The 22,316-nt window shown below is 55.8% G+C and carries 26 protein-coding genes; all 26 read right to left on the reverse strand.

Going from position 1 to position 22,316, the window contains the following annotated elements; translation table 11 throughout:
* The gene (gene rplR / locus B0E42_RS29140; protein WP_003186037.1) at positions 1 to 351 is read right to left on the reverse strand and encodes a 50S ribosomal protein L18; all 351 of its coding nucleotides are present in this window, start codon (positions 349 to 351) and stop codon (positions 1 to 3) included.
* Positions 352 to 361: 10 nt separating this feature from the next.
* Positions 362 to 895, reverse strand: coding sequence for a 50S ribosomal protein L6 (gene rplF, locus B0E42_RS29145; RefSeq protein ID WP_003186039.1), 534 nt, complete (start codon positions 893 to 895; stop codon positions 362 to 364).
* A 12-nt stretch (positions 896 to 907) separates the two neighbouring features.
* Positions 908 to 1,300: a 30S ribosomal protein S8 gene (gene rpsH / locus B0E42_RS29150; RefSeq protein ID WP_003186040.1), complete on the reverse strand. Its 393-nt coding sequence runs from the start codon at positions 1,298 to 1,300 to the stop codon at positions 908 to 910.
* Between the two features lie 210 nt (positions 1,301 to 1,510).
* Positions 1,511 to 1,816: a 30S ribosomal protein S14 gene (gene rpsN / locus B0E42_RS29155; protein ID WP_003186042.1), complete on the reverse strand. Its 306-nt coding sequence runs from the start codon at positions 1,814 to 1,816 to the stop codon at positions 1,511 to 1,513.
* Positions 1,817 to 1,829: 13 nt separating this feature from the next.
* Entirely contained in the window at positions 1,830 to 2,369 is a 540-nt protein-coding gene (gene rplE / locus B0E42_RS29160; protein WP_003186044.1) for a 50S ribosomal protein L5, read from the reverse strand.
* A gap of 20 nt (positions 2,370 to 2,389) precedes the next feature.
* Positions 2,390 to 2,704 (reverse strand): 50S ribosomal protein L24, encoded by a 315-nt coding sequence (gene rplX, locus B0E42_RS29165; RefSeq protein WP_007896770.1) that lies wholly within the window; start codon positions 2,702 to 2,704, stop codon positions 2,390 to 2,392.
* Between the two features lie 11 nt (positions 2,705 to 2,715).
* Entirely contained in the window at positions 2,716 to 3,084 is a 369-nt protein-coding gene (rplN, locus tag B0E42_RS29170; RefSeq protein WP_002555479.1) for a 50S ribosomal protein L14, read from the reverse strand.
* Positions 3,085 to 3,107: 23 nt separating this feature from the next.
* Positions 3,108 to 3,374, reverse strand: coding sequence for a 30S ribosomal protein S17 (gene rpsQ / locus B0E42_RS29175; RefSeq protein ID WP_003176419.1), 267 nt, complete (start codon positions 3,372 to 3,374; stop codon positions 3,108 to 3,110).
* 2 nt (positions 3,375 to 3,376) lie between these two features.
* Entirely contained in the window at positions 3,377 to 3,568 is a 192-nt protein-coding gene (gene rpmC, locus B0E42_RS29180) for a 50S ribosomal protein L29 (RefSeq protein WP_002555481.1), read from the reverse strand.
* Entirely contained in the window at positions 3,568 to 3,981 is a 414-nt protein-coding gene (gene rplP / locus B0E42_RS29185) for a 50S ribosomal protein L16 (RefSeq protein ID WP_003186052.1), read from the reverse strand. Before rplP ends, rpmC begins: the two co-directional genes overlap by 1 nt.
* Before the next feature lie 12 nt (positions 3,982 to 3,993).
* On the reverse strand, positions 3,994 to 4,680 hold the full coding sequence (gene rpsC, locus B0E42_RS29190; RefSeq protein WP_003176422.1) for a 30S ribosomal protein S3: 687 nt from the start codon (positions 4,678 to 4,680) through the stop codon (positions 3,994 to 3,996).
* Between the two features lie 13 nt (positions 4,681 to 4,693).
* Complete coding sequence (gene rplV, locus B0E42_RS29195) at positions 4,694 to 5,026, reverse strand: 50S ribosomal protein L22 (RefSeq protein WP_003103908.1); 333 nt, start codon at positions 5,024 to 5,026, stop codon at positions 4,694 to 4,696.
* 11 nt (positions 5,027 to 5,037) lie between these two features.
* Positions 5,038 to 5,313 carry a 30S ribosomal protein S19 gene (gene rpsS / locus B0E42_RS29200; RefSeq protein WP_002555486.1) on the reverse strand — a complete coding sequence of 92 codons (276 nt, stop codon included), beginning with the start codon at positions 5,311 to 5,313 and terminating at the stop codon, positions 5,038 to 5,040.
* 16 nt (positions 5,314 to 5,329) lie between these two features.
* Complete coding sequence (gene rplB / locus B0E42_RS29205) at positions 5,330 to 6,154, reverse strand: 50S ribosomal protein L2 (RefSeq protein WP_003186055.1); 825 nt, start codon at positions 6,152 to 6,154, stop codon at positions 5,330 to 5,332.
* Positions 6,155 to 6,168: 14 nt separating this feature from the next.
* Complete coding sequence (gene rplW / locus B0E42_RS29210) at positions 6,169 to 6,468, reverse strand: 50S ribosomal protein L23 (RefSeq protein WP_002555488.1); 300 nt, start codon at positions 6,466 to 6,468, stop codon at positions 6,169 to 6,171.
* On the reverse strand, positions 6,465 to 7,067 hold the full coding sequence (gene rplD / locus B0E42_RS29215; RefSeq protein WP_003186057.1) for a 50S ribosomal protein L4: 603 nt from the start codon (positions 7,065 to 7,067) through the stop codon (positions 6,465 to 6,467). The genes rplW and rplD overlap by 4 nt, the downstream gene beginning before the upstream one ends.
* Before the next feature lie 12 nt (positions 7,068 to 7,079).
* A complete protein-coding gene (rplC, locus tag B0E42_RS29220) occupies positions 7,080 to 7,715 on the reverse strand; it encodes a 50S ribosomal protein L3 (protein ID WP_003186059.1) in 636 nt (211 codons plus the stop codon).
* 80 nt (positions 7,716 to 7,795) lie between these two features.
* On the reverse strand, positions 7,796 to 8,107 hold the full coding sequence (gene rpsJ / locus B0E42_RS29225) for a 30S ribosomal protein S10 (protein WP_003186070.1): 312 nt from the start codon (positions 8,105 to 8,107) through the stop codon (positions 7,796 to 7,798).
* Positions 8,108 to 8,263: 156 nt separating this feature from the next.
* A complete protein-coding gene (gene tuf, locus B0E42_RS29230; protein ID WP_003186071.1) occupies positions 8,264 to 9,457 on the reverse strand; it encodes an elongation factor Tu in 1,194 nt (397 codons plus the stop codon).
* 30 nt (positions 9,458 to 9,487) lie between these two features.
* On the reverse strand, positions 9,488 to 11,593 hold the full coding sequence (gene fusA, locus B0E42_RS29235) for an elongation factor G (RefSeq protein ID WP_018612014.1): 2,106 nt from the start codon (positions 11,591 to 11,593) through the stop codon (positions 9,488 to 9,490).
* A gap of 30 nt (positions 11,594 to 11,623) precedes the next feature.
* A complete protein-coding gene (gene rpsG, locus B0E42_RS29240) occupies positions 11,624 to 12,094 on the reverse strand; it encodes a 30S ribosomal protein S7 (protein ID WP_003186074.1) in 471 nt (156 codons plus the stop codon).
* Between the two features lie 120 nt (positions 12,095 to 12,214).
* Entirely contained in the window at positions 12,215 to 12,586 is a 372-nt protein-coding gene (gene rpsL / locus B0E42_RS29245; RefSeq protein ID WP_002555494.1) for a 30S ribosomal protein S12, read from the reverse strand.
* A gap of 216 nt (positions 12,587 to 12,802) precedes the next feature.
* On the reverse strand, positions 12,803 to 17,002 hold the full coding sequence (gene rpoC, locus B0E42_RS29250) for a DNA-directed RNA polymerase subunit beta' (RefSeq protein WP_018611969.1): 4,200 nt from the start codon (positions 17,000 to 17,002) through the stop codon (positions 12,803 to 12,805).
* A 64-nt stretch (positions 17,003 to 17,066) separates the two neighbouring features.
* Positions 17,067 to 21,140: a DNA-directed RNA polymerase subunit beta gene (gene rpoB, locus B0E42_RS29255; protein ID WP_024619109.1), complete on the reverse strand. Its 4,074-nt coding sequence runs from the start codon at positions 21,138 to 21,140 to the stop codon at positions 17,067 to 17,069.
* Between the two features lie 220 nt (positions 21,141 to 21,360).
* Complete coding sequence (gene rplL, locus B0E42_RS29260) at positions 21,361 to 21,726, reverse strand: 50S ribosomal protein L7/L12 (protein WP_003206098.1); 366 nt, start codon at positions 21,724 to 21,726, stop codon at positions 21,361 to 21,363.
* A 78-nt stretch (positions 21,727 to 21,804) separates the two neighbouring features.
* Positions 21,805 to 22,305 carry a 50S ribosomal protein L10 gene (gene rplJ / locus B0E42_RS29265; protein WP_003206099.1) on the reverse strand — a complete coding sequence of 167 codons (501 nt, stop codon included), beginning with the start codon at positions 22,303 to 22,305 and terminating at the stop codon, positions 21,805 to 21,807.
* Positions 22,306 to 22,316 lie beyond the last annotated feature (11 nt).

Consider the following 22,316-nt stretch of genomic DNA (forward strand, 5'->3'; position numbering starts at 1 on the left):
TTAGAACTCCAGCCCAGCTTCACGAGCAGCATCAGCCAGCGCCTTGACGCGGCCGTGGTACTTGAAGCCAGAGCGGTCGAAAGCCACCTGCGAGACGCCAGCGGCTTTAGCACGCGTAGCGACCAGCTGGCCAACCTTAGTGGCCGCGTCGATGTTGCCAGTGGCGCCATCACGCAGTTCTTTATCCAAAGTCGAGGCACTTGCCAGGACTTTGTTGCCGTCGGCCGAAATGACCTGGGCGTAGATGTGCTGCGACGAGCGGAACACGCAGAGACGCACGACTTCGAGTTCGTGCATTTTCAGGCGTGCTTTGCGAGCGCGACGCAGTCGAGTAACTTTTTTGTCGGTCATTTGCTATGCCCTACTTCTTCTTGGCTTCTTTACGACGGACGACTTCGTCCGCGTAGCGCACACCTTTGCCTTTGTACGGCTCTGGTGGACGGAAGTCGCGGATCTCGGCGGCCACTTGACCTACCAGCTGCTTGTCGATGCCCTTGATCAGGATATCGGTCTGGCTAGGAGTCTCAGCGGTGATGCCTTCCGGCAGTTCATAATCCACTGGGTGCGAGAAGCCAAGAGCCAGGTTCAGCACTGTGCCTTTTGCTTGCGCTTTGTAACCAACACCGACCAGCTGGAGCTTGCGCTCGAAGCCTTGGCTTACGCCTTGGACCATGTTGTTTACCAACGCACGAGTGGTACCAGCCATTGCGCGAGTCTGTTGATCGCCATTGCGAGCAGCGAAACGCAGCTCACCAGCTTCTTCAACAATCTCAACGGACGAATGGATGTTCAGTTGCAGAGTGCCCTTGGCACCCTTCACCGAAAGCTGTTGGCCTGCGAATTTGACTTCGACACCGGCTGGCAGCTTAACGGGGTTCTTAGCGACGCGTGACATGCTTATCCCCCCTTAGAACACAGTGCAAAGAACTTCGCCGCCGACACCGGCAGCGCGCGCAGCACGATCCGTCATCACACCTTTGTTGGTGGAGACGATAGACACACCGAGACCGCCACGAACTTTTGGCAGATCATCGACGGACTTGTACTGACGCAGGCCTGGACGGCTAACGCGCTTCACTTCCTCGATGACCGGACGGCCTTCGAAGTACTTCAGCTCGATGGACAGCAGAGGCTTGATTTCGCTGCTGATCTGATAACCCGCAATGTAACCTTCGTCCTTCAGGACTTTGGCAACAGCTACCTTCAAAGTAGAAGATGGCATGCTTACGACGGACTTTTCAGCCATCTGGGCATTACGGATACGAGTTAGCATGTCCGCTAACGGGTCCTGCATACTCATGGGCTAGACGCTCCTAATACACAAAAAATTAGCCTTTCGGCTAGTACGTGTCGCCGAGCGCATCCGTGCAATAAAAACACGGGCTCAGGCGAGCCGGGTATTCTAGACACACCCCACAAATGAATCAAGCCCCAAAAGGGGCTTGATTCAAGTTCAAGGCCACCGGCGGTCAGGATCTTGCGATCCCGAACGCCGCGACTTTGACAGTGCTTACCAGCTGGCTTTAACCAGACCTGGAACGTCACCACGCATTGCAGCTTGACGCAGCATGTTACGGCCGAGGCCGAACTTGCGGTACACGCCGTGCGGACGACCAGTCAGGCGGCAGCGGTTACGCATGCGCGAGGCGCTTGCGTCACGTGGCTGCTTCTGCAGGGCTACGGTAGCTTCCCAACGTGCTTCTGGACTTGCGTTCAGATCAACGATGATAGCTTTCAGCGCTGCACGCTTGGTGGCGTACTTGGCAACGGTGAGCTGACGCTTCAGCTCACGGTTCTTCATGCTCTTCTTGGCCATTTTCCTACTCCAATCAGTTGCGGAACGGGAATTTGAAAGCGCGCAGCAGTGCGCGACCTTCGTCATCCGTCCGAGCAGTGGTGGTCAGGGTAATGTCCAGACCGCGGAGAGCATCGATCTTGTCGTAATCGATTTCCGGGAAAATGATCTGCTCTTTAACGCCCATGCTGTAGTTACCACGACCATCGAAGGACTTGGCATTCAGGCCGCGGAAGTCGCGAACCCGAGGCAGGGAGATCGACAGCAGACGATCCAGGAACTCGTACATACGCTCACGGCGCAGGGTCACTTTGACGCCGATCGGCCAACCTTCACGGACTTTAAAGCCAGCGATGGATTTCCGAGCGTAAGTCACAACGACTTTCTGACCGGTGATCTTTTCCAGGTCGGCAACAGCGTGCTCGATGACTTTTTTGTCGCCGATCGCTTCGCCCAGACCCATGTTCAGGGTGATTTTGGTAACGCGCGGAACTTCCATCACGTTCGAAAGCTTAAGTTCTTCCTTAAGTTTCGGTGCGATTTCCTTCCGGTAAATCTCTTTTAGTCGTGCCATGGTCTTCTACCTAGCAGTGTTCAAGCATCAACCGCTTTTTGGGTCGACTTGAAGACACGAATTTTCTTACCGTCTTCTACTTTGAAACCAACGCGGTCAGCCTTGTTGGTTTCGCCGTTGAAGATGGCGACGTTGGAAGCGTGCAGTGGCGCTTCTTTCTCGACGATACCGCCTTGTACGCCCGACATCGGGTTTGGCTTGGTATGGCGCTTGACCAGGTTCAGACCACCAACAACCAGACGGTCATCAGCGAGAACCTTAAGCACCTTACCGCGCTTACCTTTGTCTTTGCCGGCGATCACGATGATCTCGTCGTCACGACGAATCTTTTGCATGTCGGATCTCCTTACAGCACTTCTGGGGCGAGCGAGACGATCTTCATGAACTTCTCAGTACGAAGTTCACGGGTCACTGGCCCAAAGATACGGGTGCCGATCGGCTCTTGCTTGTTGTTCAACAGAACAGCAGCGTTGCCATCAAAGCGGATAATGGAGCCATCTGCACGGCGAACACCGTGACGAGTGCGGACTACAACAGCAGTCATCACTTGGCCTTTTTTCACTTTACCGCGAGGAATTGCTTCCTTGACGGTAACCTTGATGATGTCACCGATACCAGCGTAACGACGATGGGAGCCACCCAGCACCTTGATGCACATAACGCGGCGAGCGCCGCTGTTATCGGCCACATCGAGCATGGATTGAGTCTGAATCATATAATTTCTCCGACCCCTAGTCCTTAGACTTCCACAGCGCGTTCGAGAACATCAACCAGCGCCCAAGACTTGGTCTTGGCCAAAGGACGAGTTTCACGAATAGTGACTTTGTCGCCGATGTGGCACTGATTGGTTTCGTCGTGCGCGTGCAGCTTAGTCGAACGCTTAACGTATTTACCGTAGATCGGGTGCTTAACGCGACGCTCGATCAGAACGGTGATGGTTTTGTCCATCTTGTCGCTGACAACACGGCCAGTCAGCGTACGGACAGTTTTTTCGGCTTCAGCCATGATTACTTACCTGCCTGCTGGTTGAGCACAGTTTTCACGCGAGCGATGTCACGCTTAACTTGCGAGAGCAGATGAGACTGCCCCAACTGGCCAGTTGCTTTCTGCATACGCAGATTGAACTGGTCGCGCAGCAGGCCGAGCAGTTGCTCGTTCAGCTGCTGTGCTGATTTTTCACGAAGTTCATTCGCTTTCATCACATCACCGTCCGTTTAACAAAGGAGGTGGCGAGCGGCAGCTTTGCAGCAGCCAGGGCGAAAGCCTCACGCGCCAGCTCTTCAGAAACACCCTCGATTTCATACAGGACTTTGCCTGGCTGAATCTGGGCAACCCAGTACTCCACGTTACCCTTACCTTTACCCATCCGAACTTCGAGTGGCTTCTTGGTGACAGGCTTGTCCGGGAATACACGGATCCAGATCTTGCCGCCACGTTTTACGTGACGGGTCAGAGCACGACGCGCTGACTCGATCTGACGAGCGGTGAGACGACCACGAGCAACAGACTTCAGCGCGAACTCGCCGAAGCTGACTTTGCTACCGCGCAATGCCAGGCCACGGTTGTGACCGGTCATCTGCTTGCGGAACTTCGTACGCTTTGGTTGCAACATTTGGCGTACCCCTTACTTAGCAGCTTTTTTACGAGGCGCTGGTGCTTGTGGTTTCAGTTCTTCTTGGCGACCACCAATTACTTCGCCTTTGAAGATCCAAACCTTTACACCGATCACACCGTAAGTGGTGTGAGCTTCGTAGTTGGCATAGTCGATGTCGGCACGCAGGGTGTGCAGTGGCACACGACCTTCGCGATACCATTCAGTACGTGCGATTTCAGCACCGCCGAGACGACCGCTCACTTGGATTTTGATGCCTTTGGCACCAATGCGCATTGCGTTCTGTACAGCGCGCTTCATAGCGCGACGGAACATTACGCGACGCTCCAGCTGCTGAGCTACGCTCTGCGCAACCAGCATACCGTCGAGCTCCGGCTTGCGGATCTCTTCGATATTGATGTGCACAGGCACACCCATTTGCTTGGTCAGGTCCTGACGCAGCTTCTCAACATCTTCACCTTTCTTCCCGATAACGATACCTGGACGAGCGGTGTGGATGGTGATACGTGCAGTCTGCGCCGGACGATGGATATCGATACGGCTTACGGACGCGCTTTTTAGTTTGTCTTGGAGATACTCACGCACCTTCAGATCAGCGAACAAGTAGTCCGCATAAGTCCGACCGTCTGCGTACCAGACGGAGGTGTGCTCCTTGACGATTCCCAGGCGAATGCCAATGGGATGTACTTTCTGACCCATCTCTTCGACTCCGTTACTTGTCAGCAACCTTGACAGTGATATGGCAAGACCGCTTGACGATGCGATCAGCACGGCCTTTGGCACGTGGCATGATGCGCTTCAGCGAACGCCCTTCGTTGACGAAAACGGTGCTGACCTTCAGGTCATCAACGTCTGCGCCTTCGTTATGCTCGGCGTTGGCTACGGCCGACTCCAGCACTTTCTTCATGATCTCGGCGGCTTTCTTACTGCTGAAAGCCAACAGGTTGAGCGCTTCGCCCACCTTCTTCCCGCGGATCTGGTCGGCGACCAAGCGGGCTTTCTGGGCGGAGATTCGAGCGCCCGACAACTTAGCGGCTACTTCCATTTCCTAACCCCTTAACGCTTGGCTTTCTTGTCTGCCACGTGCCCACGATAAGTGCGGGTACCGGCGAACTCGCCCAGTTTGTGGCCGACCATGTCTTCGTTAACGAGAACTGGGACGTGTTGACGACCGTTGTGTACTGCGATGGTCAGACCGACCATTTGTGGCAGGATCATCGAACGACGCGACCAGGTCTTAACTGGTTTGCGATCGTTCTTTTCCGCCGCCACTTCGATCTTCTTCAGTAGGTGAAGATCAATAAAAGGACCTTTTTTCAGAGAACGTGGCACTGTCGTATCCCTCTATTTACTTGCGACGACGGACGATCATTTTGTCGGTACGCTTATTACCACGAGTCTTCGCGCCCTTAGTCGGGAAGCCCCATGGCGATACCGGATGACGACCACCAGAGGTACGACCTTCACCACCACCATGTGGGTGGTCAACCGGGTTCATGGCAACACCACGAACGGTTGGGCGAACGCCACGCCAGCGCTTGGCACCAGCTTTACCCAACGAACGCAGGCTGTGCTCGGAGTTCGAGACTTCGCCCAGGGTCGCGCGGCATTCAGCCAGTACTTTACGCATCTCACCAGAACGCAGACGCAGGGTCACGTAGACACCTTCACGAGCGATCAGCTGAGCCGAAGCACCAGCGGAACGAGCGATCTGTGCGCCTTTACCTGGCTTCAATTCGATGCCGTGTACGGTGCTACCAACTGGAATGTTACGCAGTTGCAGAGCGTTGCCCGGCTTGATCGGTGCCAGGGCACCTGCGATCAGCTGGTCGCCAGCACTCACGCCTTTAGGGGCGATGATGTAGCGGCGCTCGCCATCTGCGTACAGCAGCAGAGCGATGTGAGCAGTACGGTTTGGATCGTATTCGATACGCTCGACGGTGGCAGCGATGCCATCCTTGTCGTTGCGACGGAAGTCGACCAGACGATAATGCTGCTTATGACCACCACCGATGTGACGAGTGGTAATACGGCCATTGTTGTTACGACCACCAGACTTCGATTTTTTCTCGAGCAGCGGTGCGTGAGGAGCGCCTTTATGCAGCTCCTGGTTGACCACCTTGACCACAAAACGGCGGCCAGGGGAAGTCGGTTTGCATTTAACGATTGCCATGATGCACCCCTTCCTTACTCAGCACTGCTGCTGAAATCGAGATCTTGGCCTGGCTGAAGGGAGATAACTGCCTTCTTCCAGTCATTACGCTTGCCCAGACCGCGAGCAGTGCGCTTGCTTTTACCCAGAACGTTCAGGGTAGTCACGCGCTCTACTTTCACGCTGAACAGGCTTTCGACGGCCTTCTTGATTTCCAGCTTGGTTGCGTCGGTCGCAACCTTGAAAACGAACTGGCCTTTCTTGTCTGCCAGAACCGTAGCCTTCTCGGAAACGTGCGGGCCAAGCAGAACTTTAAATACGCGTTCCTGGTTCATCCCAGCAGCTCCTCGAATTTCTTCACGGCCGACACGGTGATCAACACCTTGTCGTATGCGATCAGACTGACCGGATCGGAACCCTGCACGTCACGAACGTCGACGTGTGGCAGGTTGCGAGCAGCCAGGTACAGGTTCTGATCAACAGCGTCAGACACGATCAGGACGTCAGTCAGGCCCATGCCGTTCAGCTTGTTCAGCAGATCTTTGGTTTTCGGTGCTTCAACAGCGAAGTCCTGAACCACGACCAGACGATCAGTACGCACCAGCTCAGCAAGGATGGAACGCATTGCTGCGCGATACATCTTCTTGTTCAGCTTCTGGGAGTGATCCTGAGGACGAGCTGCGAAAGTGGTACCGCCGCCACGCCAGATTGGGCTACGGATAGTACCGGCACGAGCACGGCCAGTACCTTTCTGACGCCATGGGCGCTTGCCGCCACCGGAAACGTCGGAACGGGTCTTTTGCTGCTTGCTACCTTGACGGCCGCCGGCCATGTAGGCCACGACTGCTTGGTGAACCAGCGTCTCGTTGAATTCGCCGCCAAATGTCAGTTCGGAAACTTCGATCGCTTGAGCGTCATTTACATTTAATTGCATGTCAGCTTCCCCTTAACCGCGAGCCTTGGCTGCTGGACGTACAACCAAGTTGCCGCCAGTAGCGCCAGGAACAGCGCCCTTGACCAACAACAGATTGCGTTCAGCGTCCACGCGCACTACTTCGAGGGACTGCACGGTCACGCGCTCAGCGCCCATATGACCGGACATTTTTTTGCCCTTGAATACACGACCAGGAGTCTGGCACTGGCCGATAGAGCCTGGAACGCGGTGGGATACGGAGTTACCGTGGGTGTTATCTTGCCCGCGGAAGTTCCAACGCTTGATCGTACCCTGGAAGCCTTTACCCTTGGACTGACCGGTCACATCAACCAGTTGACCAGCGGCGAAGATTTCAGCGTTGATCAGATCGCCGGCCTGGTACTCGCCTTCTTCAAGGCGGAATTCCATTACGGTACGACCAGCGGCAACGTTCGCCTTGGCGAAGTGGCCAGCCTGAGCTGCTGTTACACGCGAAGCACGACGCTCGCCGACAGTGACTTGCACTGCACGATAGCCATCGGTCTCTTCAGTTTTGAACTGGGTGACGCGATTCGGCTCGATCTCAATGACCGTGACCGGAATGGAGACACCTTCTTCGGTGAAAATACGGGTCATACCGCATTTACGACCGACTACACCAATAGTCATGTTGTAAACCTCATGAGTGTACGGGGCTTTCACCCGCTATGGCCGCCCATTTCAGAGCGTTACACGACTAAGACCGAGTCTTAGCCGAGGCTGATCTGCACTTCCACACCGGCCGCAAGATCAAGCTTCATAAGTGCATCAACGGTTTTATCCGTTGGCTGGACGATGTCCAGAACGCGCTTATGAGTACGGATCTCGTACTGGTCGCGCGCGTCTTTGTTGACGTGCGGGGAGACCAGAACGGTGAACCGCTCTTTACGGGTAGGCAGTGGAATTGGACCACGCACTTGAGCACCAGTACGTTTCGCGGTTTCCACGATTTCCTGGGTGGATTGGTCGATCAGGCGATGGTCGAAAGCCTTCAACCTGATACGGATTTGCTGATTTTGCATTGGATTTCAGACTCCGGCTGCTATTCCCACCGAGCGCAATACGCCCGTTAAAAGGAGGCGCAATTCTATAGACGCCCCATATAGGTGTCAACCCAATAAAAAAGCCCCCGCTGGGCGGGGGCTTTTTCAACTCATCGAAGCCGACTCAAAAAGAGCTTACTCGATGATTTTGGCTACGACGCCAGCGCCGACGGTACGACCGCCTTCACGAATAGCGAAACGCAGACCGTCTTCCATTGCGATGGTCTTGATCAGGGTGACAACCATTTTGATGTTGTCGCCTGGCATTACCATTTCAACGCCTTCCGGCAGTTCGCAGTTACCGGTCACGTCAGTGGTCCGGAAGTAGAACTGTGGACGGTAGCCTTTGAAGAACGGAGTGTGACGACCGCCTTCTTCTTTGCTCAGAACGTACACTTCAGCTTCGAACTTGGTGTGCGGCTTGACCGAACCCGGCTTAACCAGAACCTGGCCACGCTCAACGTCGTCACGCTTGGTACCACGCAGCAGAACGCCGCAGTTCTCGCCAGCACGACCTTCGTCGAGCAGTTTACGGAACATTTCAACACCGGTGCAGGTGGTGACGGTGGTGTCACGCAGACCTACGATTTCCAGTGGATCCTGAACCTTGACGATACCGCGCTCGATACGACCAGTCACAACAGTACCGCGACCAGAGATCGAGAACACGTCTTCGATTGGCATCAGGAACGGCTTGTCGATAACACGAACTGGCTCTGGGATGTAGCTGTCCAGAGTTTCTACCAGACGCTTGACAGCGGTGGTACCCATTTCGTTGTCGTCTTGGCCGTTCAGAGCCATCAGAGCCGAACCGATGATGATTGGAGTGTCATCACCTGGGAAGTCGTAAGTGCTCAGCAGGTCGCGCACTTCCATCTCAACCAGTTCCAGCAGCTCAGCGTCGTCAACCATGTCAGCCTTGTTCAGGAAGACAACGATGTACGGAACGCCTACCTGACGGGACAGCAGGATGTGCTCACGAGTTTGTGGCATCGGACCATCAGCGGCCGAGCAAACCAGGATCGCGCCGTCCATCTGGGCAGCACCGGTGATCATGTTCTTCACATAGTCAGCGTGACCTGGGCAGTCAACGTGAGCGTAGTGACGAATCGAAGAGTTGTACTCAACGTGCGCGGTGTTGATGGTGATACCACGAGCCTTTTCTTCCGGAGCGCTGTCGATCTTGTCGAAAGCAACAACGGCCGAACCGAAAACTTCGGAGCAGACGCGAGTCAGAGCAGCAGTCAGAGTGGTTTTACCGTGGTCAACGTGACCAATGGTGCCAACGTTGACGTGCGGTAGGGAACGATCAAATTTTTCTTTAGCCACGACAATTAACTCCTTGCCTAAAGGGCTGAATCAGCCTTGTTTTTTGGTAACAGTCTCGACGATATGCGACGGGGCTGTATTGTATTTTTTGAATTCCATAGAGTAGCTTGCGCGACCCTGAGACATGGAACGAACATCGGTCGCGTAACCGAACATCTCGCCCAACGGAACCTCGGCACGAATAACCTTGCCGGAAACCGTATCTTCCATACCCAGAATCATGCCACGACGACGGTTAAGGTCGCCCATGACATCACCCATGTAGTCTTCAGGCGTAACGACTTCTACCGCCATGATCGGCTCGAGCAACTCACCACCGCCCTTCTGGGCCAGTTGCTTGGTTGCCATGGAAGCAGCCACCTTGAACGCCATCTCGTTGGAGTCGACGTCGTGGTAAGAACCATCAAACACAGTCGCCTTCAGGCCGATCAGCGGATAGCCGGCAACAACGCCGTTCTTCATCTGCTCTTCGATACCCTTCTGGATCGCCGGGATGTATTCCTTAGGAACCACACCACCTACGACTTCGTTCACGAATTGCAGACCTTCCTGACCTTCGTCAGCCGGTGCAAAACGGATCCAGCAGTGACCGAACTGGCCACGACCGCCGGATTGGCGAACGAACTTGCCTTCGATTTCACAGTTCTTCGTGATGCGCTCACGATAGGAAACCTGAGGCTTACCGATGTTGGCCTCGACGTTGAACTCACGGCGCATCCGGTCAACCAGGATGTCCAGGTGCAACTCGCCCATGCCGGAGATGATCGTCTGACCAGTCTCTTCATCAGTCTTGACGCGGAAAGACGGGTCTTCCTGAGCAAGCTTGCCCAGAGCGATACCCATTTTTTCCTGGTCGTCCTTGGTCTTAGGCTCAACGGCAACCGAAATAACCGGCTCCGGGAAGTCCATGCGAACCAGGATGATTGGCTTGTCGCCATTGCACAAGGTTTCACCAGTGGTGACGTCCTTCATGCCGATCAAGGCCGCGATGTCACCAGCGCGCACTTCCTTGATCTCTTCGCGGGCGTTTGCGTGCATTTGCACCATACGGCCTACGCGCTCTTTCTTGCCTTTTACAGAGTTGATCACGCCGTCGCCGGAGTTCAACACGCCCGAGTAAACACGGACAAAGGTCAAGGTACCCACGAATGGGTCGGTAGCGATCTTGAACGCCAGAGCCGAGAACGGCTCGTTGTCGTCTGCATGACGCTCCAGCTCGATAGTCTCGTCATCCGGGTCGGTACCCTTGATGGCAGGAATGTCGGTTGGCGCAGGCAGGAAGTCGATAACGGCGTCGAGAACCAGGGGAACACCCTTGTTCTTGAAGGAAGAACCGCAAACAGCCAGGACGATTTCACCAGCGATAGTACGCTGACGCAGAGCGGCCTTGATTTCCTCGTTGGTGAGTTCTTCACCCTCGAGGTACTTGTTCATCAGCTCTTCGTTGGCTTCGGCCGCAGCCTCAACCATGTTGCCGCGCCACTTCTCGGCTTCTTCCAGCAATTCAGCAGGAATATCCTTGCGAACAGGGACCATACCCTTGTCAGCATCGTTCCAGTAGACCGCTTGCATGTTGATCAGATCGATCTGACCCTGGAAGTTGTCTTCGGAACCGATAGCCAGCTGGATAGGCACTGGAGTGTGACCCAGGCGCTGCTTGATCTGAGCAATCACGCGCAGGAAGTTGGCACCAGCACGGTCCATCTTGTTTACGTAAACAAGACGTGGAACGCCGTATTTGTTGGCTTGACGCCATACGGTTTCCGACTGAGGCTCAACGCCCGAGGTACCGCAGAACACAACCACAGCGCCGTCGAGTACGCGCAGGGAACGTTCTACTTCAATGGTGAAGTCAACGTGGCCCGGGGTATCGATGACGTTGAAGCGGTGCTCGTCCTTGTACTGCTTCTCGGAACCCTTCCAGAAAGCGGTAATGGCAGCAGAAGTAATGGTAATACCACGCTCCTGCTCCTGCACCATCCAGTCGGTGGTCGCGGCGCCATCATGCACCTCGCCCATCTTGTGACTTTTGCCGGTGTAAAAAAGGACGCGCTCGGTGGTGGTGGTTTTACCAGCATCCACGTGAGCAACGATACCAATGTTACGGTAGCGGTTAATCGGTGTAGTACGAGCCATAAAGCCCTCGCAAATTGAGTGACGCTAAAATTAGAAGCGGTAGTGCGAGAAAGCCTTGTTGGCTTCAGCCATACGGTGCACGTCTTCACGCTTCTTAACTGCAGCACCTTTACCTTCAGCAGCGTCCAACAGTTCGCCAGCCAAACGCAGAGCCATGGACTTCTCGCCGCGCTTGCGGGCGAAGTCTACCAACCAGCGCATTGCCAGGGCGTTACGACGGGACGGACGAACTTCGACCGGAACCTGGTAAGTAGCACCGCCTACACGGCGCGACTTCACTTCGACCAGCGGAGCGATGGCGTCGAGAGCTTTCTCGAAGATTTCCAGGGGATCGCTGTTCTTGCGTTCCTTAACTTTGTCCAGTGCGCCATAAACGATACGCTCGGCAACGGCTTTCTTGCCGCTTTCCATTACGTGGTTCATGAACTTGGCGAGAATCTGGCTTCCGTATTTCGGATCGTCCAGAATCTCACGTTTGGCTGCTACGCGACGTCTTGGCATTGATAAGCCCTCAAACGGTCTTCAGGTTAGCCCGGGACCACCACATCCTAGGGATGTGCGCCCGACCTTACTCTTATCGACTCATAAAAATAAAAATCAGTTTTTTGCTACCAGAAACCACTACTTAGGCTTCTTGGTACCGTATTTCGAACGACCCTGGTTCCGGCCTTTGACGCCAGAGGTATCCAGAGAGCCGCGAACGGTGTGGTAACGAACACCTGGCAAGTCTTTTACACGACCGCCGCGGATCAGTACCACGCTGTGCTCTTGCAGGTTGTGGCCTTCACCGCCGATGTACGAGGAAACCTCGAAACCGTTGGTCAGACGCACACGGCATACTTTACGCAGTGCCGAGTTAGGTTTTTTCGGCGTGGTGGTATACACACGGGTGCATACGCCACGACGTTGCGGGCAGTTCTGCAGCGCAGGCACGTCGGATTTCTCGACGATACGCTTACGCGGCTGACGTACCAGCTGGTTGATAGTTGCCATCTACTAGCTCCACTGTTGTCTTGCGACGCTATTGTCTTACAAGAAAAGCAAAATGGCAGGAACGAATTCCCGCCAAATTTAGGGGATCAAGAGTCTAAAGAGGATCTTGTCCCCAGTCAAGGCAAGGCCCCGACCTCCCCGCCCGCCGGATCTCGACAATTTGTCTCGATCCGCCGAACGGGGTGACCAGGGCCAGGCACTCAATTACCGCAGAACTCAGTTACCACTCGAGTTCAGTGCTTCGGTCAGTGCAGCTTCCACTTCACTGGCGCTTACGCGCAACGGCTTGTCAGCTTCACGGCGACGCTTGCGTTCGCTGTGATAGGCCAAACCGGTACCGGCCGGGATCAGACGACCCACGACCACGTTTTCTTTCAGGCCGCGCAGGTAATCGCGCTTGCCGGTTACCGCCGCTTCGGTCAGTACGCGAGTGGTTTCCTGGAAGGAAGCCGCCGAGATGAACGATTCGGTGGACAACGACGCCTTGGTGATACCCAGCAGAACGCGAGTGAACTTGGAGACAAATTTGTCTTCGCCGCTCAGACGCTCGTTCTCTACCAGTACGTGAGTCAATTCCATCTGGTCGCCCTTGATGAAACTGGAATCGCCGGATTCAGCGATCTCAACTTTACGCAGCATCTGACGCAGGATGGTCTCGATGTGCTTGTCGTTGATCTTCACGCCTTGCAGACGGTAAACGTCCTGGATCTCGTTCACGATGTACTTGGCCAGCGCACTCACACCCAGCAGACGCAGGATGTCGTGTGGATCGCTCGGACCGTCCGAGATAACTTCGCCGCGGTTTACCTGTTCGCCTTCGAACACGTTCAGGTGACGCCACTTCGGAATCAGCTCTTCGTACGGATCGGTACCGTCGTTCGGGGTGATAACCAGACGGCGTTTGCCCTTGGTCTCTTTACCGAACGCGATGGTGCCGCTGACTTCAGCCAGAATCGAGGCTTCTTTCGGACGACGGGCTTCGAACAAGTCGGCAACACGCGGCAGACCACCGGTGATGTCGCGAGTTTTCGAAGTCTCTTGCGGGATACGAGCGATAACATCACCGATCGCGATCTTCGCACCATCCGCTACACCGACCAGGGCGTTGGCTGGCAGGAAGTACTGAGCGATAACGTCAGTGCCTGGCAGCAACAGATCCTTGCCGTTGTCGTCGACCATCTTCACAGCAGGACGGATGTCCTTGCCGGCAGCTGGACGATCTTTCGCATCGAGTACTTCAATGTTGGTCATACCGGTCAATTCGTCGGTCTGACGCTTGATCGTGATGCCTTCTTCCATGCCCACGTAGGTCACGGTACCTTTCATTTCGGTAACGATCGGGTGAGTGTGCGGGTCCCACTTGGCCACGATGGCGCCAGCGTCGACCTTGTCGCCTTCCTTCACCGAAATCACAGCACCGTACGGCAGCTTGTAGCGCTCGCGCTCACGACCGAAGTCGTCAGCGATGGCCAGCTCACCGGAACGGGACACAGCAACCAGGTGACCATCCACTCGCTCAACGTGCTTCAGGTTGTGCAGACGGACGGTACCGCCATTCTTCACCTGAACGCTGTCGGCCGCGGAGGTCCGGCTTGCCGCACCACCGATGTGGAACGTACGCATCGTCAGCTGGGTACCCGGCTCACCGATGGACTGGGCAGCGATAACGCCGACCGCTTCACCGATGTTCACCTGGTGACCACGTGCCAGGTCGCGACCGTAGCACTTGGCGCAGATGCCATAGCGGGTTTCACAGCTGATCGGCGAACGTACGATCACTTCGTCGATGCTGTTGAGTTCGATGAACTCGACCCACTTCTCGTCAACCAGGGTGCCCGCAGGAACGATGACGTCCTCGGTACCCGGCTTGAATACGTCACGGGCGATGACACGACCCAATACGCGCTCACCCAACGGCTCTACAACGTCACCGCCTTCAATGTGCGGAGTCATTACCAGGCCATGTTCGGTGCCGCAATCGATCTCGGTCACGACCAGATCCTGGGCAACGTCTACCAGACGACGAGTCAGGTAACCGGAGTTCGCGGTTTTCAACGCGGTATCCGCAAGACCCTTACGAGCACCGTGAGTGGAGATGAAGTACTGGAGTACGCTCAAACCTTCACGGAAGTTCGCGGTAATCGGGGTCTCGATGATGGAACCGTCCGGTTTGGCCATCAGGCCACGCATACCGGCGAGCTGACGGATCTGCGCAGCAGAACCCCGTGCGCCCGAGTCGGCCATCATGTACATCGAGTTGAAGGATTCCTGGTCGACTTCGTTGCCATGACGGTCGATGACTTTCTCTTTCGAGAGGTTGGCCATCATCGCCTTGGAAACTTCGTCGTTCGCCTTGGACCAGAGGTCGATCACCTTGTTGTACTTCTCGCCCTGGGTTACCAGGCCGGAGGCGTACTGACTTTCGATCTCTTTCACTTCTTCGGTAGCAGCACCGATGATGCGGGCTTTTTCATCCGGGATAACGAAGTCGTTAACACCGATGGAAACGCCGGAAATGGTCGAATAGGCAAAACCGGTGTACATCAACTGGTCAGCGAAGATCACGGTCTCTTTCAGACCAACCACGCGGTAGCACTGGTTGATCAGCTTGGAGATCGCCTTTTTCTTCATCGGCAGGTTGACGACGTCGTAGGACAGACCTTTTGGCACAACCTGGAACAACAGCGCACGGCCGACGGTAGTGTCGACAATACGAGTGTTGGTCACGCTGCCGCCATCACGATCGTTCACGGTTTCGTTGATCCGCACCTTGACCTTGGCGTGCAGTGCGGCTTCGCCGGCACGGAACACACGGTCAACTTCTTGCAGATCCGCGAACACACGACCTTCGCCCTTGGCGTTGATCGCTTCACGCGTCATGTAGTACAGACCCAATACAACGTCCTGCGACGGAACGATGATTGGCTCACCGTTGGCTGGCGACAGAATGTTGTTGGTCGACATCATCAACGCACGCGCTTCCAACTGGGCTTCCAGTGTCAGCGGTACGTGCACGGCCATTTGGTCGCCGTCGAAGTCGGCGTTGTACGCAGCACAGACCAATGGGTGCAGCTGGATAGCCTTACCTTCGATCAGTACCGGTTCAAACGCCTGGATACCCAGACGGTGAAGGGTCGGTGCACGGTTGAGCAGAACCGGGTGTTCGCGAATCACTTCGGCGAGAACGTCCCAGACCTCTGGCAGCTCGCGCTCGACCATCTTCTTGGCGGCCTTGATGGTAGTCGCGAGACCACGCATTTCCAGCTTGCCGAAAATGAACGGCTTGAACAGCTCCAGAGCCATTTTCTTAGGCAGACCGCACTGGTGCAGACGCAGGGTCGGGCCTACGGTAATTACCGAACGACCGGAGTAGTCAACACGCTTACCGAGCAAGTTCTGACGGAAACGACCCTGCTTACCCTTGATCATGTCAGCCAGGGATTTCAGAGGACGCTTGTTGGAACCGGTGATAGCGCGGCCACGACGACCGTTGTCGAGCAGTGCATCGACCGCTTCCTGCAACATACGCTTTTCGTTGCGCACGATGATGTCCGGAGCGGACAGATCAAGCAGGCGCTTCAAGCGGTTGTTACGGTTGATCACTCGACGATACAGATCGTTGAGGTCGGAAGTCGCGAAACGACCGCCATCGAGCGGAACCAGTGGACGCAGGTCTGGCGGCAGAACCGGCAGAACGGTCAGCACCATCCACTCTGGCAGGTTGCCGGAACCCTGGAAGGCTTCCATCAACTTCAGACGCTTGGACAGCTTCTTGATCTTGGTTTCGGAGTTGGTTTGCGGAATTTCTTCGCGCAGACGGCCAATCTCGTGCTCTAGGTCGATCGCGTGCAGCAGTTCGCGAACAGCTTCGGCACCCATGCGGGCATCGAAATCGTCGCCGAACTCTTCCAGCGCTTCGAAGTACTGCTCGTCGTTGAGCAGCTGACCTTTTTCAAGGGTGGTCATGCCTGGATCGATAACGACATAGCTCTCGAAGTAGAGAACGCGTTCGATATCACGCAGGGTCATGTCCATCAGCAGGCCGATACGGGACGGCAGCGATTTCAGGAACCAGATGTGAGCAACCGGCGAGGCCAGTTCGATGTGCGCCATGCGCTCACGACGAACTTTTGCCAGCGCGACTTCAACGCCGCACTTCTCGCAGATCACACCGCGGTGCTTCAAGCGCTTGTACTTACCGCACAGGCACTCGTAATCCTTGACCGGGCCAAAGATCTTGGCGCAGAACAGGCCGTCACGCTCAGGTTTGAACGTACGGTAGTTGATGGTTTCCGGCTTTTTAACTTCACCGAACGACCACGAACGGATCATCTCAGGCGAGGCCAATCCAATACGGATGGCGTCGAACTCTTCGACTTGACCCTGGTTTTTCAGCAAATTCAGTAGGTCTTTCAAGGCCTTTCCTCCTGGCGGAGCAGAGAGCGGGCAAAACAGCCCCGCTCTCGATTCGCGTCACGTGTTATTCGGTTTCCAGATCGATATCGATGCCGAGGGAACGAATTTCCTTGATCAACACGTTGAAAGACTCGGGCATGCCCGGCTCCATACGGTGATCGCCGTCCACGATGTTTTTGTACATCTTGGTCCGGCCGTTCACATCGTCCGACTTCACTGTGAGCATTTCTTGCAGAGTGTATGCAGCACCGTACGCTTCCAGTGCCCAGACCTCCATCTCCCCGAAACGCTGACCACCGAACTGCGCCTTACCACCCAGCGGCTGCTGGGTAACCAGGCTGTAAGAACCGGTAGAACGAGCGTGCATCTTGTCGTCTACCAAGTGGTTCAGCTTCAGCATGTACATGTAGCCAACGGTAACCGGGCGCTCGAACTTGTTGCCGGTACGGCCGTCGAACAGCTGCATCTGGCCGCTTTCTGGCAGGTCTGCCAGTTTCAGCATGGCCTTGATTTCGCTTTCCTTGGCACCGTCGAACACCGGAGTAGCCATTGGAACGCCGCCGCGCAGGTTCTTCGCCAGATCCAGGATTTCCTGGTCGGTGAAGGTGTCCAGCTCTTCGTTGCGGCCGCCGATCTCGTTGTAGATCTCGTGCAGGAACTTACGCAGGTCAGCGACCTTGCGCTGCTCTTCGATCATACGGTTGATCTTCTCGCCCAAGCCCTTGGCCGCGAGGCCCAGGTGGGTTTCAAGGATCTGACCAACGTTCATACGCGAAGGTACGCCCAACGGGTTGAGGACCACATCGACCGGGGTGCCATTGGCATCGTGCGGCATGTCTTCAACCGGCATGATCACGGAGACCACACCCTTGTTACCGTGACGACCGGCCATCTTGTCGCCCGGCTGGATGCGGCGACGGATTGCCAGGTAAACCTTGACGATTTTCAGCACGCCTGGAGCCAGGTCATCGCCCTGCTGCAGTTTGCGCTTCTTGTCTTCGAACTTGTCGTCCAGCAGACGGCGGCGATCAACGATGTAGGCCTGAGCCTTCTCGAGCTGCTCGTTCAGAGCATCTTCAGCCATGCGCAGTTTGAACCACTGGCCATGCTCAAGACCGTCGAGAACTTCGTCGGTGATTTCCTGACCTTTCTTCAGGCCGGCGCCGCCTTCGGCTTTGTGGCCGACCAGAGCGGAGCGCAGACGCTCGAAAGTTGCGCCTTCAACGATACGGAACTCTTCGTTCAGGTCCTTGCGGATCTCGTCGAGTTGAGTCTTCTCGATGGACAGTGCACGAGCATCACGCTCAACGCCGTCGCGAGTGAAGACCTGGACGTCGATGACGGTACCCTTGGTGCCGGTAGGCACGCGCAGGGAGGTGTCTTTAACGTCGCTGGCTTTTTCACCGAAGATGGCACGCAGCAGTTTTTCTTCCGGAGTCAGCTGGGTCTCGCCTTTCGGAGTGACCTTGCCCACCAGGATGTCGCCTGCGCCTACTTCAGCACCTACGTAAACGATACCGGCTTCGTCCAGCTTGTTCAGCGCAGCTTCACCCACGTTCGGGATGTCCGCAGTGATTTCCTCTGGGCCAAGCTTGGTGTCACGGGCCACACAGGTCAGTTCCTGGATGTGGATCGTGGTGAAGCGGTCTTCCTGAACCACACGCTCGGACAGGCAGATGGAGTCTTCGAAGTTGAAGCCGTTCCATGCCATGAACGCGATGCGCATGTTCTGACCCAGCGCCAGTTCACCCATATCGGTGGACGGACCGTCGGCCATGATGTCGCTGCGCTGAACCCGATCACCCTTGCTTACCAGCGGACGCTGGTTGATGCAGGTGTTCTGGTTGGAGCGGGTGTATTTGGTCAGGTTGTAGATGTCGACACCGGCTTCGCCAGTTTCAACTTCGTCATCGGCAACACGAACCACGATACGGCTGGCGTCGACGGAGTCGATCACGCCACCACGACGAGCCACGACGCAAACGCCGGAGTCACGGGCAACGTTACGCTCCATGCCGGTACCTACCAGCGGCTTGTCGGCACGCAGGGTGGGTACAGCTTGACGCTGCATGTTCGAACCCATCAACGCACGGTTGGCGTCGTCGTGCTCGAGGAACGGGATCAGCGACGCTGCAACCGAAACTACCTGCTTCGGCGATACGTCCATCAAGGTGACGTCTTCCGGCGCCTTGACGGTGAACTCGTTCAAGTGACGAACAGCGACCAGCTCGTCGATCAGGACTTTCTTGTCGTTCATCGTGGCCGAAGCCTGAGCGATCACGTGATCTGCTTCTTCGATGGCGGACAGGAACACGATCTCGTCGGTCACCAGGGCGTCTTTCACCACACGGTACGGGCTCTCGAGGAAGCCGTACTGGTTGGTGCGCGCATAGGCAGCCAGGGAGTTGATCAGACCGATGTTCGGACCTTCCGGCGTTTCGATCGGGCAGACACGACCGTAGTGCGTCGGGTGTACGTCACGAACTTCGAAGCCTGCACGCTCACGGGTCAGACCGCCCGGGCCAAGTGCGGAGACACGACGCTTGTGGGTGATCTCGGACAGCGGGTTGTTCTGGTCCATGAACTGGGACAGCTGGCTCGAACCGAAGAACTCCTTCACCGCCGCAGCCACAGGCTTGGCGTTGATCAGGTCTTGCGGCATCAGGCCTTCGCTTTCAGCCATCGACAGACGTTCCTTGACCGCGCGCTCTACGCGCACCAGGCCAACACGGAACTGGTTCTCGGCCATCTCGCCTACACAGCGAACACGACGGTTACCCAGGTGGTCGATGTCATCGACGATGCCCTTGCCGTTACGGATGTCGACCAGGGTCTTGAGGACCGCGACGATGTCGTCCTTGTTCAGTACACCCGAACCTTCGATCTCGGTACGACCGATACGACGGTTGAACTTCATCCGGCCGACCGCAGACAGGTCATAACGCTCAGGGCTGAAGAACAGGTTGTTGAACAGGGTCTCGGCTGCATCCTTGGTTGGCGGCTCGCCAGGACGCATCATGCGATAGATCTCGACCAGGGCTTCCAGTTGGTTGCCGGTGGAGTCGATCTTCAGCGTGTCGGAGATGAACGGACCGCAGTCGATGTCGTTGGTGTACAGCGTCTCGATGCGAACGACCTGGGCCTTGGCGATTTTTGCCAAGATCTCGGTGTTCAGCTCGGTGTTGCACTCCGCCAGGATTTCGCCGGTGGCCGGATGCACGATGACCTTGGCCGTGGTGCGACCCAGGACGTAGTCCAGAGGCACCTGCAGCTCTTTGATCCCGGCTTTTTCCAGCTGGTTGATGTGGCGAGCGGTGATACGACGACCCTGCTCGACAATAACCTTGCCTTTGTCATCCTGGATATCGAGGACAGCGATTTCACCGCGCAGGCGCTGAGGCACCAGTTCCAGGCTGAGGTTTTCACCTTGCACATGGAAGACGTTGGTGGTGTAGAACGCGTCCAGCACTTCTTCGGTGGTATAGCCGAGCGCGCGCAGCAGTACCGATGCAGGCAGCTTGCGACGACGGTCGATACGCACGAATACGCAGTCTTTCGGGTCGAACTCGAAGTCCAACCACGAACCGCGGTAAGGAATGATGCGCGCGGAGTAAAGCAGTTTGCCGGAGCTGTGCGTCTTGCCACGGTCGTGGTCGAAGAACACGCCCGGAGAACGGTGCAGCTGGGAAACGATTACACGCTCGGTACCGTTGATTACGAAGGTACCGTTCTCAGTCATCAGGGGAATTTCACCCATGTAGACTTCTTGCTCTTTGATGTCCTTGATCGCTTTGTTCGACGATTCTTTGTCGAAAATGATCAGGCGCACTTTTACCCGCAAAGGTACGGCGTAAGTAACACCGCGCAATACGCATTCTTTGACATCAAATGCCGGTTCGCCCAGGCGATAACCGACGTACTCCAGCGCAGCATTGCCGGAGTAGCTGATGATCGGGAAAACGGATTTGAAGGCCGCATGCAGGCCCACGTCGCGGAACTGATCTTTAGTCGCTCCCGCTTGCAAGAATTCACGATACGAATCCAGCTGGATGGCCAGGAGGTACGGCACATCCATGACGTCCGGCAACTTGCTAAAGTCCTTGCGGATACGTTTTTTCTCAGTATATGAGTAAGCCATCAGCGTTCCCCAGCTTGGTCACCTGCTTGTTTGGCCCCTCCCGACGGGAGCAGCCAGAAAATCGTGCAAACCCCATGGTTTGCGCCACCACATCGGGTGGTTACAGCTCGCGATCAGCACCGACCCAGTCGGCTGCCAATAACGGAAAAAGGCCGGTGGCAAGAGCCACCAGCCATCAGCCTGTCGCTTAACGCTCGGGCTGGAGACGCAAAGTCGATGCTTACTTCAGCTCGACTTTAGCGCCTGCTTCTTCCAGAACTGCTTTGGCTTTGTCAGCTGCGTCTTTGGCAACAGCTTCCAGAACCATGGCAGGAGCGCCGTCAACTACAGCCTTGGCTTCTTTCAGGCCCAGACCGGTCAGTTCACGTACTGCCTTGATCACGTTTACTTTCTTCTCGCCAGCTTCGGTCAGCATGACGTTGAATTCGGTTTGCTCTTCAGCAACGGCAGCAGCAACAGCTGGACCAGCGGAAGCAGCAGCAGCGGTAACACCGAATTTTTCTTCGAAAGCTTTGATCAGCTCAACAACTTCCATTACGGACATGTTGCCAACGGCTTCGAGGATATCGTTTTGAGAGATAGACATGACTCTAAATTCCTGGATTGGGGGACGGCCTACGCGACCATCGAAATAAACAAAAAACGCGAAAAGGAGTGTCGAGCCTTAGGCTGCGGCAGCTTCTTTCTGGTCGCGCAGTGCCGCCAGAGTACGAGCCAATTTGCTGGTTGCGCCTTGAATCACGCTCATCAGCTGGGAAATTGCTTCGTCACGGGTCGGCAGAGTTGCCAGTACGTCGATCTGGTTAGCTGCGAGGAACTTGCCCTCGAACGCAGCTGCCTTAATCTCGAACTTGTCCTGACCTTTGGCGAATTCCTTGAACAAACGGGCAGCTGCGCCAGGATGTTGGGTGGAGAACGCGATCAAGGTCGGGCCGGTGAACACGTCGTTGAGGACACTGTATTCAGTGTCAGCAACAGCGCGCTTGAGCAGGGTGTTACGTACAACACGTACGTAAACGCCAGCTTCACGAGCCTCTTTACGGAGTCCGGTCATAGCGCCTACTGTTACGCCACGGGCATCAGCCACGACAGCGGACAGAGCAGCTTTGGCAGCCTCGTTGACTTCAGCGACGATGGCCTTCTTGTCTTCGAGTTTAATTGCCACGGGTTTAACTC

It is taken from the genome of Pseudomonas sp. A25(2017), assembly GCF_002001065.1.
GTDB classification, from domain to species: Bacteria; Pseudomonadota; Gammaproteobacteria; order Pseudomonadales; family Pseudomonadaceae; genus Aquipseudomonas; species Aquipseudomonas kilonensis.